The organism is Pseudomonas abietaniphila (genome assembly GCF_039697315.1).
GTDB classification, from domain to species: Bacteria; Pseudomonadota; Gammaproteobacteria; order Pseudomonadales; family Pseudomonadaceae; genus Aquipseudomonas; species Aquipseudomonas abietaniphila_B.
This window is the reverse complement of the sequence record NZ_CP155619.1, coordinates 2,738,486-2,751,492: the sequence shown is the minus strand read 5'-3', so window position 1 is coordinate 2,751,492 and position 13,007 is coordinate 2,738,486. Positions and strand designations below refer to the sequence as shown.

General features: G+C 60.0%; 13 protein-coding genes and 1 riboswitch. Of the genes, 4 read left to right on the top strand and 9 right to left on the bottom strand.

Annotation, left to right across the window (positions count from 1 at the left end; all coding sequences use genetic code 11):
- Positions 1-3: 3 nt before the first annotated feature.
- The gene (gene ahcY, locus ABDX87_RS12220) at positions 4-1,413 is read right to left on the bottom strand and encodes an adenosylhomocysteinase (RefSeq protein WP_346833069.1); all 1,410 of its coding nucleotides are present in this window, start codon (positions 1,411-1,413) and stop codon (positions 4-6) included.
- Positions 1,414-1,433: 20 nt separating this feature from the next.
- Positions 1,434-1,545, bottom strand: a riboswitch (S-adenosyl-L-homocysteine riboswitch).
- Between the two features lie 201 nt (positions 1,546-1,746).
- On the opposite strand from ahcY, the gene ABDX87_RS12215 reads away from it, so the two are divergent.
- Complete coding sequence (locus ABDX87_RS12215; RefSeq protein WP_346833068.1) at positions 1,747-2,151, top strand: acyl-CoA thioesterase; 405 nt, start codon at positions 1,747-1,749, stop codon at positions 2,149-2,151.
- A 140-nt stretch (positions 2,152-2,291) separates the two neighbouring features.
- Here ABDX87_RS12215 and otnI read toward each other — a convergent pair whose 3' ends face one another.
- The 6 genes from otnI to ABDX87_RS12185 form a co-directional block, all read right to left on the bottom strand.
- Positions 2,292-3,083, bottom strand: a complete 792-nt coding sequence (gene otnI / locus ABDX87_RS12210; RefSeq protein WP_346833067.1) for a 2-oxo-tetronate isomerase — start codon at positions 3,081-3,083, stop codon at positions 2,292-2,294.
- A gap of 28 nt (positions 3,084-3,111) precedes the next feature.
- Positions 3,112-4,572 carry an SLC13 family permease gene (locus ABDX87_RS12205; RefSeq protein WP_346833066.1) on the bottom strand — a complete coding sequence of 487 codons (1,461 nt, stop codon included), beginning with the start codon at positions 4,570-4,572 and terminating at the stop codon, positions 3,112-3,114.
- 83 nt (positions 4,573-4,655) lie between these two features.
- Positions 4,656-5,306: an aldolase gene (locus ABDX87_RS12200; protein ID WP_346833065.1), complete on the bottom strand. Its 651-nt coding sequence runs from the start codon at positions 5,304-5,306 to the stop codon at positions 4,656-4,658.
- Entirely contained in the window at positions 5,303-6,595 is a 1,293-nt protein-coding gene (gene otnK, locus ABDX87_RS12195) for a 3-oxo-tetronate kinase (protein WP_346833063.1), read from the bottom strand. The genes ABDX87_RS12200 and otnK overlap by 4 nt, the downstream gene beginning before the upstream one ends.
- A gap of 10 nt (positions 6,596-6,605) precedes the next feature.
- Entirely contained in the window at positions 6,606-7,511 is a 906-nt protein-coding gene (gene ltnD / locus ABDX87_RS12190; RefSeq protein ID WP_074752336.1) for an L-threonate dehydrogenase, read from the bottom strand.
- A 317-nt stretch (positions 7,512-7,828) separates the two neighbouring features.
- Positions 7,829-8,647 carry a DeoR/GlpR family DNA-binding transcription regulator gene (locus tag ABDX87_RS12185; protein WP_346833062.1) on the bottom strand — a complete coding sequence of 273 codons (819 nt, stop codon included), beginning with the start codon at positions 8,645-8,647 and terminating at the stop codon, positions 7,829-7,831.
- Positions 8,648-8,863: 216 nt separating this feature from the next.
- Between ABDX87_RS12185 and ABDX87_RS12180 the strand changes: the two genes are divergently transcribed.
- Entirely contained in the window at positions 8,864-9,250 is a 387-nt protein-coding gene (locus ABDX87_RS12180; protein WP_346833061.1) for an MAPEG family protein, read from the top strand.
- Between the two features lie 150 nt (positions 9,251-9,400).
- On the top strand, positions 9,401-9,823 hold the full coding sequence (locus ABDX87_RS12175; protein ID WP_431061250.1) for a c-type cytochrome: 423 nt from the start codon (positions 9,401-9,403) through the stop codon (positions 9,821-9,823).
- A 154-nt stretch (positions 9,824-9,977) separates the two neighbouring features.
- On the opposite strand, the gene ABDX87_RS12170 is transcribed toward ABDX87_RS12175, so the two are convergent.
- Together ABDX87_RS12170 and ligB are read right to left on the bottom strand one after the other, a co-directional pair.
- Positions 9,978-10,397: a DUF1090 domain-containing protein gene (locus tag ABDX87_RS12170; RefSeq protein WP_346833059.1), complete on the bottom strand. Its 420-nt coding sequence runs from the start codon at positions 10,395-10,397 to the stop codon at positions 9,978-9,980.
- Positions 10,398-10,458: 61 nt separating this feature from the next.
- A complete protein-coding gene (gene ligB, locus ABDX87_RS12165) occupies positions 10,459-12,144 on the bottom strand; it encodes an NAD-dependent DNA ligase LigB (RefSeq protein ID WP_346833058.1) in 1,686 nt (561 codons plus the stop codon).
- A 195-nt stretch (positions 12,145-12,339) separates the two neighbouring features.
- Here ligB and ABDX87_RS12160 point away from each other — a divergent pair, with 195 nt between their 5' ends.
- Complete coding sequence (locus tag ABDX87_RS12160) at positions 12,340-12,960, top strand: LysE family translocator (RefSeq protein ID WP_346833057.1); 621 nt, start codon at positions 12,340-12,342, stop codon at positions 12,958-12,960.
- Positions 12,961-13,007: the final 47 nt, after the last annotated feature.

Here is a 13,007-nt window from a genome sequence, read left to right as displayed (position 1 = left end):
CTGTTAGTAGCGATACGCGTGCGGCTTGAACGGACCTTCAACCGGCACGCCGATGTAGTCGGCCTGGGTCTTGGTCAGCTTGGTCACGACGCCGCCGAAGCCACGCACCATTTCCAGGGCGACTTCTTCGTCCAGCTTCTTCGGCAGCACTTCAACGGTCAGGCGCTCGGCTTTCTGAGCCGGGCTCAGGTCGGCGTATTTCTGGCCGAACAGGAAGATCTGAGCCAGTACCTGGTTGGCGAACGAACCGTCCATGATGCGGCTTGGGTGACCGGTGGCGTTGCCCAGGTTAACCAGACGGCCTTCGGCCAGCAGGATCAGGTAGTCGTCGTTCTGAGGGTCGAACGAACCTGCACCGGTGCGGTGGATTTTGTGCACCTGCGGCTTCACTTCTTCCCATGCCCAGTTCTTGCGCATGAAAGCGGTGTCGATTTCGTTGTCGAAGTGACCGATGTTGCACACCACGGCGCGTTTTTTCAGCGCTTTGAGCATGTTCGCATCGCACACATTGACGTTACCGGTGGTGGTCACGATCAGGTCGATCTTGCCCAGCAGCGCTTTGTCGATGGTTGCTTCGGTGCCGTCGCTTTCACCGTTGATGAACGGCGAAACCAGTTCGAAACCGTCCATGCAGGCTTGCATGGCGCAGATCGGGTCAACTTCGGTGACCTTGACGATCATGCCTTCCTGACGCAGCGACTGAGCCGAGCCCTTGCCCACGTCACCGTAGCCGATGACCAGCGCTTGCTTGCCGGACAGCAGGTGGTCGGTGCCGCGTTTGATGGCGTCGTTCAGGCTGTGACGGCAGCCGTACTTGTTGTCGTTCTTGCTCTTGGTGACCGAGTCGTTGACGTTGATCGCAGGGATCTTCAGTTCGCCTTTGGCCAGCATGTCCAGCAGACGGTGAACGCCTGTGGTGGTTTCTTCGGTAACGCCGTGGATTTTATCCAGCATCGCCGGGTATTTCTTGTGCAGGATCTCGGTCAGGTCGCCGCCGTCGTCGAGGATCATGTTGGCGTCCCACGGCTGACCGTCCTTCAGGATGGTCTGCTCGATGCACCACTCGTACTCTTCTTCGGTCTCGCCTTTCCAGGCGAAGACAGGGATGCCGGCAGCCGCGATGGCCGCAGCAGCCTGGTCCTGAGTCGAGAAAATGTTGCAGGACGACCAGCGCACTTCGGCACCCAGGGCAACCAGGGTTTCGATCAGCACGGCAGTCTGAATGGTCATGTGGATGCAACCGAGGATCTTCGCGCCCTTGAGCGGTTGCTCACCGGCGTATTTGCGACGCAGACCCATCAGGGCAGGCATTTCGGATTCAGCGATGATGGTCTCGCGACGGCCCCAGGCAGCCAGGGAAATGTCGGCGACTTTGTAGTCGTTGAAATCGTTGGGCGTCAGTACAGCGCTCATAAGAGTCTCCATTCGTAGTGTGCGAATGGGCGCCGTTGTGCGTTTAAGGCTTGATCGGCTGCAATGAGCCTGACCAAACAACGCCCCATCCGAGCCTGACAGGTCTGACCTGCTGCAGCGCCCCTCGGACAGGTGGCGGGAAAACGGTATCAAGCAGTGATGACCGTTTTTTGAAGCGGTGGCGATTATAGCGGCGACGGTGAGTTAGCCCAAGAGGTTGTTGCGTTTAAATGACGAGTGACTAATCGAGACCATAGTCGATGCTCAATGGAGGTAAACGCCATGGGCTGGCACTATGCTGGTCATCAACAGACAGACGATCAGGAGCGAACCATGAACTTCCACACTCGCAAATGGGTGAAGCCCGAAGACCTCAACCCGAACGGCACGTTGTTCGGTGGCAGTCTGCTGCGCTGGATCGACGAAGAAGCGGCGATTTACGCCATCGTTCAGTTGGGTAATCAGCGGGTGGTGACCAAGTACATTTCCGAGATCAACTTCGTCAGTGCGTCACGCCAGGGCGACATCATCGAACTGGGCATCACCGCCACCGAGTTTGGCCGCACCTCGATCACCCTGACCTGTCAGGTGCGCAACAAAATCACCCGCAAAAGCATCCTGACCGTCGAGAAGATGGTGTTTGTGAACCTGGGAGAAGATGGCCTGCCGGCGCCCCATGGCAAGACCGAAATCACGTACGTGAAAGATCAGTTCAAGGAAGAAGTGATCAACGAGTGATCTTGAGCAGCACCCTAAGACCTGTGGGAGCTGCCGGAGGTTACGACGGTGGCGAATGCGATATGCCTGACACACCGCGTTCGCCACCGTCGTAGCCTCCGGCAGCTCCTACAAGGGGGGCGTTGGGCTAATGAAGTCACTCAGCCCGGTTTACGCGCCTTCCAGTCATGCAGCCACTGCAGACCTTCGCTGGTGTCGCCTTTCGGGCGGTACTCGCAACCGATCCAGCCGGTGTAACCCAGGCGGTCGATTTCTTCGAACAGCCATGGGTAATTCACCTCACCCATGTTCGGCTCATGACGATCCGGCACACCGGCGATCTGGATGTGGCCGATGCCCGCGAAGTCGCGGCGCAGTTTGCTGGTCACGTCACCTTCGACGATCTGGCAGTGATAGAAATCGAACTGCACCTTCAGGTTTTCTGCGCCCACTTCCTTGCACACCGCCTGGCCCTGATCCTGACGATTGAGGAAGAAGCCCGGCATGTCACGGGTGTTGATCGGTTCGATCAGCACGGTGACGCCGACCTTAGCCGCTTCCTGTGCAGCATGGCTCAGGTTTTCAAGGTAAACCGCGTGGTGCTTCTGGCGCAGGTCTTCGCTGGGCAGCAAGCCGGCCATGACGTGGATTCGGTCGTTGCCCAGCACGGCGGCGTATTCCAGCGCCTTCTGGAAGCCGCTGCGGAATTCGCTTTCGCGCCCCGGCAGAGAAGCAATGCCTCGCTCGCCCTTGCCCCAGTCACCCGGCGGCGCGTTGAACAGCGCTTGGGTCAGACCGAAATCTTCCAGGCGCAGCTTGATCTCTGCGGCGGTGAAATCGTACGGGAACAGGTACTCCACGGCTTCGAAGCCATCACTTGCCGCGGCGCCAAAGCGCGCGAGGAAGTCATGTTGCGGGTACAGCATGCTGAGGTTGGCAGCGAAACGAGGCATGTTTTTCTCCTGTCTTTTTTTGGTCGGGTCAGACAAATGGCCACAGCAGCAGCGTCATCAGGAAGCCCAGCGTGCCCAATACGGTCACCAGGAACGTCCAGGTGCGCAGACCGTCACCGACGTTCAGGCCCGCCAATTTGGTGAACATCCAGTAACCGGCATCGTTGATGTGCGACATGGCCAGACCGCCACCGCCCATGGCCAGGCACAGCAGGGCCATGTGGTTGGCGCTCAGGTTCAAGGTGGCGATCAGCGGGCTGAGGATGCCAGCCGTGGTCACCAGTGCCACTGTGGTCGAGCCTTGAACGGCGCGCAACAGCAGCGTCAGCAGGAAGCCCAGCGCCAGAACCGGCAGGCCGGTGTTGCGCAGTGCTTCGGAAACCACTGCACCGATGCCAGTATCGACCAGCACCTTGCCAAACACACCGCCTGCGCCAGCGATCAGGATCACCATCGCGACGCCCGGCAATGCCGAACCGATTACGTCGGACACTTGACTGCGGCTCCAGCCACGACGCGAACCCAGGATCCAGGCACAGAGCAGGGTGTCGATCAGCAGTGCGACCAGCGGTGCGCCGAGAACGGTCAGGATGCTGCGCAGCGTCGAGTCAACGGGCAGCAGCGTGGTCGCCAGCGTACCCAGCAGGATCAGGATGATCGGCAGCAAAATCAGCGCAATGATGATCCCGGCGCCTGGCGCAGGGGCTTTCGGCAAGCGGGCAGCAAGGCTGCTGGCGCTTTCTTCCAGACCCAGCGCGTGACCAGTGTGCGTAGCGTCGGCGGTTTTCGAGTAATCGTTGTTGGCCCAGTCCACCAGGTCTTGGTTGGTGATGTGCGGACCGTAAACCTCACTGCGAATGTCATCGGTCATCGGGTAGGTTTTGCGCGTCATGCGACCGGCGATCACGTAGCCGATCAGGCACAGTACGGCCACGATCGGCAGGCCGAACATCAGGACACGACCCAGGTCTGCCCCCAACTGACCCGCAGCAGCAACGGCGCCCGGGTGCGGCGGCAGAAAGGCGTGAACGGAGAGCAACGCGGCGCACATCGGCAGCGCGAAAATCAGCAATGGCTTACGTGCCGCGCGGGCGACGCCGTAGGCCAGTGGCATGAGGATGATCACGCCAACTTCGAAGAACACCGGAATGCCGACCATGAAACCGGCCACGGTCAACGCCAGCGGCGTTCGCTTGTTGCCGAAGCGGTTGATCAGGGTCTTGGCCAGTGCCTCGGCACCACCCGAGAGCTCAATGATGCGTCCGATCATGGCGCCCAGCGCAATGATGATTGCGATGTGGCCCAGGGTCTTGCCCATACCGCCTTCGATGGTCGCGACCAAATCGCTCGGTTTCACCCCGGCAACCAGGGCGACGATGATGCTCACGAGCATCAATGCCACGAACGGCTGGAATTTGTACTTGAGCACCAGAAGCAGCAGCAGCGCGATGCCGGCTCCGGCGATGATCATGAGGATAAGAGGCGTCATGTTGTGTCCTGTTGTTATTGTTTCCGGCAAAACCGGGGTGCCGGAGGCCGTGAGTACGGCCTCCGATCAAGGTGATGTGCGGGTTACCAGTTCACGCCGAATGTCTGGCGCAATTCTTCGAGGGCCGCTGCGTCCAGCGGCTCGGGTTTTGGATTGCTCATCAGCCACAAGCGAGCCGTCTCTTCCAGCTCTTCCAGGGCATAAGCCGCCTTGGCCACCGAACTTTCCCAGACCACCGGCCCCAGGCGCTCAAGCATCACGCCACGCACGCTGTTCGCCAGCTTCGCCACCTGCTCGGCGACCTTTGGCGAGCCAGGACGCTCGTAGGAAATCAGCGGAATATGGCCGACTTTCATCACCTGATAGGGCGTGATCGGCGGGAGGATGTCGTCTGGTTTCCAGACGCCGGCCAAGGTCAAGGCGACCAGGTGTGTGGAGTGGGTGTGCACCACGCCGCCAACGCCTGGATTGCGGTCGTAGACCTCGCGATGCAGCATCAGGGTTTTCGACGGCTTGTCGCCCGACACCCATTCGCCCGCCAGGTTGACCTTGGAAATGGCGGTGGGGTCGAGGCGGCCCAGGCAGGCGTCGGTCGGCGTGATCAGCCAGCCGTCTTCAAGGCGTGCGCTGATGTTGCCGGCGCTGCCGACGGTGTAGCCGCGACCGAACAGCAGACGACCGATGTCGCAGATTTCATCGCGCAGCTTGTTTTCGGCGCTCGTTGCAGTACTCATTGAGCACCTCCGGCCAGTTGCTTCAGGGCTTTGTCGAAGAAATCGCGACCACCGAAGTTGCCGGATTTCAACGCCAGCGCGAGTGGCTGATCGCCGCTGCTGATGGTGGCGGGGACACCTGGATCAATCTGTGCGCCGATCTTCAACAGGCTGACGCCCAGCGCCTGAACGACAGCGCCGGAGGTTTCGCCGCCCGCGACGACGAAGCGTTTCACGCCCGCGTTCAGCAGACCGCGAGCGATCTTGCCCAGCGCGTCCTCGACCATGGCGCCCGCGCGTTCGACGCCGAGTTTCTGTTGTACGGCTTTGACTTCTTCCGGGCTGCTGGTCGCATAAATCAGAACGGTTTGACCGGCATTGCGGGCAAAGGCCAACGCGTCTTCGACGACTGGCTTGCCATCGGCCAGCGCCAACGGATCGATACGCAGTGCAGGGCGTCCAGCTTCAAGCCAGGCAGCGACCTGGCCGTTGGTGGCAACCGAAGCGCTGCCCGCGAGCACGACTTCTCCGCCGTTCACGTGCTCCAGTTGTGCAGCGTCAACGTCGCGCAGCTTGCCGGCTTTGCGGAAGTTGCCTGGCAGACCCAGCGCCAGACCCGAACCGCCTGTCAGCAGCGGCAGATCGGCGCACGCTTCGCCCAGCGTGTAGAGATCGGCGTCGGACAGAGCGTCAGCAATCGCCATGGTCACGCCGTCAGCCCGCAGTTCGGCAATGCGCTCACGCACTCCTTCCACACCTTTGGCGACGCTGTCATACCGCAGCAAGCCCACTTTCTTGCCCGTCTGCGATTGCAGGACGCGGACGAGGTTGGCGTCGGTCATCGGCGTCAGCGGGTGATTCTGCATGCCACATTCGTTCAGCAACTGATCCTGCACGAACAGGTGACCACGGAAGATCGTGCGACCGTTTTCGGGGAATGCCGAGCACGCGAGGGTGAAGTCGCTGTTCAAGGCCTTGAGCAGTGCTTCGCTGACCTGACCGATGTTGCCTTTGGCGGTGGAGTCGAAGGTCGAGCAGTACTTGAAGAAGATCTGCTCGCAGCCGCGATCACGCAGCCATTGCAGCGCGGCCAGGGATTCCTCGACCGCTTCTGCCGCGGGCGTGGTGCGGGATTTCAAGGCGATGACGATCGCGTCGGCGTCCAGTTCGGCCAGGCTTTCGGCGCTCGGGATGCCGATGCTTTGCACGGTGCGCATGCCGCCACGCACCAGCATGTTGGCCAGGTCGGTGGCGCCCGTGAAGTCGTCGGCGATGCAGCCCAACAGAGGGCGCGGAGTGGAAGTGCTCATCTTCGGTTCCTCAGTCGTTGGCGGCTTTGGCGGCAGGCAGGGTGATGCCTGGGAAGATCTTGATCACGGCGGAATCGTCTTCACGGCCGAAGCCTGCGGTCGAGGCCTGCATGAACATCTGGTGCGCGGTGGACGAAAGTGGCAGCGGGAATTTGCTGGCGCGGGCGGTATCCAGCACCAGGCCCAGATCTTTGACGAAGATATCCACAGCCGACAGCGGCGTGTAATCAGCCTTCAGGATGTGCGGCACGCGGTTTTCGAACATCCACGAGTTGCCGGCACTGTTGGTGATCACTTCGTACAGCGCATCGGCGTCGACGCCCTCGCGCAGGCCCAGCGCCATGGCTTCGGCGCTCGCAGCGATGTGCACGCCGGCCAGCAACTGGTTGATGATTTTGACTTTGGAGCCCAGGCCATGGACGTCGCCCAAGCGATAAACCTTACCCGCCATGCCGTTGAGGATGGCGTCGGCTTTGGCGTATGAATCAGCAGGGCCGGAGGTCATCATGGTCATCTGACCGGCAGCGGCTTTGGCAGCGCCACCGGAGATCGGGGCATCGAGGTACAGCAGACCTTTTTCGGTCAGACGCTGGCCCAGCTCGATGGCGAAGGTCGGCGCGACGGTGGCGCAGCCAATGACCAGACTGCCTGGCTTGAGCGCCGCAACGGCGCCGTTTTCGCCGAACAGGACGGTTTCAGTCTGCTCGGCGTTGACCACGACGGTGATGATCACGTCGCAGGCGGCCGCCATGCTGGCCGGAGAATCACAGGCAACACCGCCTTCGCTGGCAAATTGCTCGGTCACGGCAGCACGGACGTCACAGGCATGAACGTTGAAACCGCTGCGCAACAGGGAGCGTGCGATGCCCAAACCCATGGCACCCAGTCCAATGACGCCGACATTCTTGTTATTCATGATGCTCTCCTCGGGTTGAGTGCCATCGTTGCGTCAGGCACTCGAACGGTGTTTGTTCTGATCTGTTAAAGATAGTGAACCTGTGAGCGAATAATGTGAAGTAATTTTTTGGATTAACAAAAGTTAACATCGATCATTTTTTGATCGACACAAAAAAGCCCCGGCGTGCGGCCGAGGCTTATTAAGAGGGGCGCGGGTGGACTCCTGTGGGAGCGAATTATTCGCGATGGGCCAACTCATTCACTACAACCATGGCGACCGAAATATCGTATCGCGAACGAATTCGCTCCCACAGGAGCCTGCGATGTGTCAGGGATTCAGGTGTTGCCCACCGACGCCAGCAGCAACTCGACGCCCTGCGCCCGGATGCTCTCCGCCGCGCCTTCCGCCAGCCCGTCATCACTGATGATGGTGTCGAACTGCTCAAGGCCAGCGACCTTGTACATGCCGAACGTGCCGTATTTGGAACTGGTGGTCAGCAGCACGCTGCGCGACGCAGCCTGCATCGCGGCCTGCTTGACCTCGACCTTCAGCGCAGAAGGAGTGGTCGTGCCCCGCTGCAGGTCCCAGGAGCTGGTGGACATGAAGGCCACGTCCGTCGCCAGTTGGCGTAGCGTCGCGGCTGCCAGACCGCCCACGCAGGAACGGTTAGGGTGATCCAGCAGGCCGCCGGTGTGAATCACGTCCACATGCGTCGCGTCCGCGAGCGCGTTGACGACGCCGAAGTCATTGGTGACCACCGTCATCCCGGACAGCGCGACGATGTGTGGCACGATTTCCAGCGTGCTGGTGCCCGCGTCCAGGTAAACCGTCATCTCCGGGTGCAGCAAACCCGCCGCCAGTCTGGCCATCGCCTGCTTTTGCGGGAGTTCGACCACCGCTTTCGATTGATGGCTGGGTTCACTGTGCACCTGGCTTGCGATGCGAACGCCACCGGTCACCGAATAGGCACGGCCACTTTGTTCGAGCAGGGCGATGTCGCGGCGAATGGTCATATGCGAGCAATCGAACATTTCCATCAGTTGATGCACGCTGAGCACTTGATGCTTGCGTAACTGACGCAGCATCAGTTCCCGGCGCTGGTCGGGAATCATGGGCGCTGCACCACTGACGGTGGTGTCTTCTTCGCTGGACATTCAGGCTCCTGAGGCACGGTGTACAACCAAATCGGCTGTGATGGCTGGCATCTTAGCCAATCACTCGTCTCATGACAGCAGCGGGAAACTTCCCTACAGAGCCCGGCGGACGGATCATGGGAAAGAACCTTTCGCTCGGCTATGGTTCTTAGCCTGTGGAGAGCGCTATCCGGATGCTCCGGGTGAAACTCAAAATCTAAAAAGGATGCTGCAAATATGACCGTTGCCTTCTGGTGCGTGTTGATCGTGATTTTGTTGCCGCTGGTCTGTACCTCGATCGCCAAGTTTGGAAGCGGTCGCTTCAGTACCCGGCAGAACCATAACCCGCGAGATTTTCTCGATCAGTTGGAAGGTTTGCCGCGTCGTGCCCATGCGGCGCAGCAGAACAGTTTCGAAGCGATTCCGGGTTTTGCCGCAGGTGTGATCATCGCCCACGTGGCGGGCGTCGCGCAGTTGGTCACCATTGATGTGCTGGCGGTGCTGTTCGTGACCAGTCGCCTGCTTTACATCATTTTCTATCTGGCGGATCTCGCCGCTTTGCGTTCGCTGGTGTGGTTGATCGGCCTGGGTCTGGTCGTCGCGTTGTTTGGCATTTCTGTCTGATCGCGATGCCGATCATTCACTTGGGTTTTTCAAGACGAGCGCAGATACTGGCGACCATTTTTTCCAGCAGTCGTCGCCATGAACTCGAAGAGCGTTGCGTTGAGAAAACTGTCGCTGAGACGCCCGACGTTGAAAGCGATCAGCCTGTTGATGATCGGCGCGCTCGCCTTGAGTGCCTGCGGGGGCGTCGATCCCGATTCGCCGCTGGGGCAACGCAAGGCGATCTTCAAACAGATGCTCAAAACCAGCGAAGACATCGGCGGCATGCTGCGCGGCCGCCTGCCGTTCGATGGCCCGAAGTTTGCGGAAGGCGCGGTGAAGCTGGATGCGTTGTCTCACGAGCCGTGGAAGCATTTTCCGGCCGTTAAAGAGTCTGAGCACACCAGCGCCAAAGACGCCGTGTGGCAGAGGCAAGCTCGCTTTCAAGAACTGGCCGGCGTTCTCGAAGCGCGCACCGGTGAACTGGTGATTGCGACCCGGCAACTGCAGCTGACCCCGACCAACATGATCCCGCCGATGAACAACGTCGAAGACGCCTGCGACGCCTGTCATAAAGAGTTTCGGGATCATTGAGTCAGAAGCGCGTCATCGGGAACGCTGGTGAGCCTATAGGAGCCAGCTTGCTCGCGAAGGCTTTCGAGCAGTCCATGCCTCTCCATCAATCGTGCTTCAGTCTTATTGAACAGGCCCACTTCCAAGGATCGGTTGAGCCCTCACCGTTCAAGAATCAGTCATCCTCTTCATCCGGCTGAACCTTCTCCAGTTCTTCCTGGGCGTCCTGGAGTTCCTTGCGCGACTCGGCCAGTTTGTCTTTGCGCTTGTTGATCTTGTCGGGGTCGCCCTTGCTCATGGCCTTGTTCAGGTCGGCCTGGCGGCGGCTGACTTCGCGTTTGGCGTCCAGCACCTTTTGTTCCTGCTGTTTGAGCAGGCCGGCATCGGTGCAATTGGCGGTGACCTCGCTCAAGGCTTTTTCCAGTCCCGACTGTTGATCGCCGTTACCTGCCGCCTTGGCCTGTTCGATCTGGGTGCTGATTTCCTGACGTTTGGCAGCGCAGCCGCTCAATTCGGGTGCCTGTTCGGCCGCGAACAGCGGGGCTGCCAACAGTCCACAGGCAGTGAATACAATCAGCGGTGACAAGAATTTCATGAACGCTCCTTGAAGACGGGCGCCCGGACGCTCGACACAATCGTCCGGGACAAAAAAATGACTAGAACCCTTTGATACCTTGCTCTCGCAACTGTCGGGCCAGCGTTTGCACGTGCGGGTCCTGAAAAAAGGCCGTTAACTGCTTCGCACGTCCCGGGCCAATACCTGCCTCGGCTTGCCATTGATCAACGCCGCGGGCCGACAGATCTGACCACGAATCACCCAGCGAAGCGCCTGCGGTCGGCGGTAAACCGATGGCTTTGAGCCAAATTCCGAACGGTTGTTCGCGGGCTTCCTGAAAACTCTTCAGCAGTTTAGCGCTGCTCTGGTCGCCAAGACCGGGAATGTTAGCAAGCTGCGCACCGTCGAGGGGCATCCAGTCCAGTAAACCGTTGAGATGTCCGGCGTCGATTAACTTGTCCCATGTGCCGGGTCCTACGCCCGGAAGTCCCAGGCCTTTCTTGCTGCTCAGCCATTTCAATCGCTCCCGAAACTGGCTTTCGCATCCCTCTGTTGGCTGCCAGCAACTCAGCAGGTGGTAATCCGCCGCATCAGGCACCTTCATTTCCACCCGCTCGACATTACGTGTGACAACGCCATCGAGCCGCGGAATAGTCAGCCCCGCCAGACTGATCGCCACGTGGTCTCCGGGTCGAATATCCAGTGTTTGCCAGCGCTTGAAAGAACCGACGCTGATGCGACTGACTTTCCGGTCGTCCAGTTGCACCGGCTCGATGTCCAGAACTGGGGTGATCTTCCCGCTGCGGCCGATGTTGAAGTGCACCTTGCGGACTTCACCCAATACCTGGGCGAACGGGTACTTCCATGCGGCTATCCAGTAAGGTGGCTTCGCTTGCCAGCGATCTGCTGAAGGCCGCACGCCCTGACGGATGACCACGCCGTCGGTGGCAAACGGCAGCGGGCTTGTGTACCAGCGCTCCCGCCAGTTTTTGGCGTGGTCGAAACTTTCGATGGGCTCACTGAAGGTCGCGCTGTCGGCAAAGCCCAGCGCACGCAGGCCGGTCAGACGGTCTTGCATGCCTGCGGGGCCATCGGGCCAGTCCCAGACGAACAACCCGACGTTTGCGCCGTCTTTTTCGGTGATGGAGGTGCGTGCCAGCAGCCCGGCGACTTTACTGCGAGCGTTCAGGCTTCCGGCTTCGGCCTGAACATGCCCGCTCAACTGCCAATACAGCTCGCCTTGTAACACCAGGGTTTTCTCCCACGCCAGATGCGAAGGGATGGCTGCGATCTGATGAGCATGTCCCGTCCAGTCCTGCCCCTTGACCCCATCGCCGCGACTGATCGCTTTCACCAGCTTGCCGCCCTCGTAAACGAGCGAGACCGCCACGCCATCCACCTTCGGCTGAATCCACAGGTCGTCACGCCCCTTGAGCCACGCCTGCACCGCCCGTTCGTCAGGGAGTTTGTTAAGGCCGGTGTGCGGGACCGGATGCGCGTTCGGCCCTGCGGCGGTCTTCAGCGGGTTTTCGTCGGGGGGCGCCGGTTTGGCAAAACAGCCACGAAGGTGTGAAAGCCGTTGCGCCGACTGATCGTAGAGCTCATCGGCGACGAGCGAAACGCCCTGTCGGTGGTAGCTGTCATTCCAGTGTTCGATTCGGGTTTGCAGGGAAGAGATTTCGCTACGGGCTTTGGCGGCAGGCCAGTCGGGACAGGTTTGGGCATTGGCGGTGTTAAAGCAGAGGGCGAGTGCTGCACCGGTAACGGTACGAAGAAGAGGCTGCATCGAAGCGTCCTTGCCTGGGGTTGAGACGGGAAAGGCTAGGATGCGGGGCGATTTTGTTCCTCTGCGCTTGGTTACGGGGTTTTTCACAACAGGTACAGTCGAGGCCGCTTTCGCTCCACAGCTGTCCCTTGAGCCGTTTCAGCACGAGTGCAAAATGATGTTTCAACCCAGCGCCTAAAAAGGACGCCTGCAAAAATGGATCTGTCGACTCTCGCCGTCTTTATCCCTGCTTGCTTCGCCTTGAACATGGCCCCCGGCCCAAACAACCTGCTTTCGATCAGCAACGCATCGCGTTATGGCTTCGCGCGTGCCAGCAGCGGCGGGCTTGGGCGCTTGCTGGCGTTCGCCATCATGATTGCCTTGGCGGCTGCGGGATTGACCGCTGTGCTACGTACGTCCGAGTGGCTGTTCCATGCGATCAAGATGGTCGGCGCGGCATACCTGTTTTATCTGGCCCTGCAGCTGTGGCGCGCTCAGGCGGATTCCCATGTCGATGAAAGCGTTTCACAGGTCGGAGTGGGGCGATTGGCCCGCCAAGAGTTTCTAGTGGCGATCGGCAATCCCAAGGCGATTCTGTTGTTCACGGCTTTCCTTCCGCAGTTCGTTGACCGTTCCGGCGCAATCACCACCCAGTTCGCGCAACTGGGCGCGATGTTCCTCGGGCTCGAATGCATTGCCATCGCGCTTTATTGCTACATGGGTATCCACGCACGCCGGTTGTTCGCCAAGCCAAGCGGCAAGCGTCTATTCAACCGCATTTGCGCCGGACTGCTGGCAACTGCTGCGTCGTTTTTACTGGTGGCGCGCAGGGCCTGAATGCAAAAAGCCCCTGACGACTTTCATCGCCAGGGGCTTTTCGTAAC

What these genes read in the sequence shown, in the direction of transcription:
- ahcY (WP_346833069.1), bottom strand. Translation starts at nt 1,413, where the DNA reads ATGAGCGCTGTACTGACGCCCAACGATTTCAACGACTACAAAGTCGCC.
- ABDX87_RS12215 (WP_346833068.1), top strand. Translation starts at nt 1,747, where the DNA reads ATGAACTTCCACACTCGCAAATGGGTGAAGCCCGAAGACCTCAACCCG.
- otnI (WP_346833067.1), bottom strand. Translation starts at nt 3,083, where the DNA reads ATGCCTCGTTTCGCTGCCAACCTCAGCATGCTGTACCCGCAACATGAC.
- ABDX87_RS12205 (WP_346833066.1), bottom strand. Translation starts at nt 4,572, where the DNA reads ATGACGCCTCTTATCCTCATGATCATCGCCGGAGCCGGCATCGCGCTG.
- ABDX87_RS12200 (WP_346833065.1), bottom strand. Translation starts at nt 5,306, where the DNA reads ATGAGTACTGCAACGAGCGCCGAAAACAAGCTGCGCGATGAAATCTGC.
- otnK (WP_346833063.1), bottom strand. Translation starts at nt 6,595, where the DNA reads ATGAGCACTTCCACTCCGCGCCCTCTGTTGGGCTGCATCGCCGACGAC.
- ltnD (WP_074752336.1), bottom strand. Translation starts at nt 7,511, where the DNA reads ATGAATAACAAGAATGTCGGCGTCATTGGACTGGGTGCCATGGGTTTG.
- ABDX87_RS12185 (WP_346833062.1), bottom strand. Translation starts at nt 8,647, where the DNA reads ATGTCCAGCGAAGAAGACACCACCGTCAGTGGTGCAGCGCCCATGATT.
- ABDX87_RS12180 (WP_346833061.1), top strand. Translation starts at nt 8,864, where the DNA reads ATGACCGTTGCCTTCTGGTGCGTGTTGATCGTGATTTTGTTGCCGCTG.
- ABDX87_RS12175 (WP_431061250.1), top strand. Translation starts at nt 9,401, where the DNA reads ATGATCGGCGCGCTCGCCTTGAGTGCCTGCGGGGGCGTCGATCCCGAT.
- ABDX87_RS12170 (WP_346833059.1), bottom strand. Translation starts at nt 10,397, where the DNA reads ATGAAATTCTTGTCACCGCTGATTGTATTCACTGCCTGTGGACTGTTG.
- ligB (WP_346833058.1), bottom strand. Translation starts at nt 12,144, where the DNA reads ATGCAGCCTCTTCTTCGTACCGTTACCGGTGCAGCACTCGCCCTCTGC.
- ABDX87_RS12160 (WP_346833057.1), top strand. Translation starts at nt 12,340, where the DNA reads ATGGATCTGTCGACTCTCGCCGTCTTTATCCCTGCTTGCTTCGCCTTG.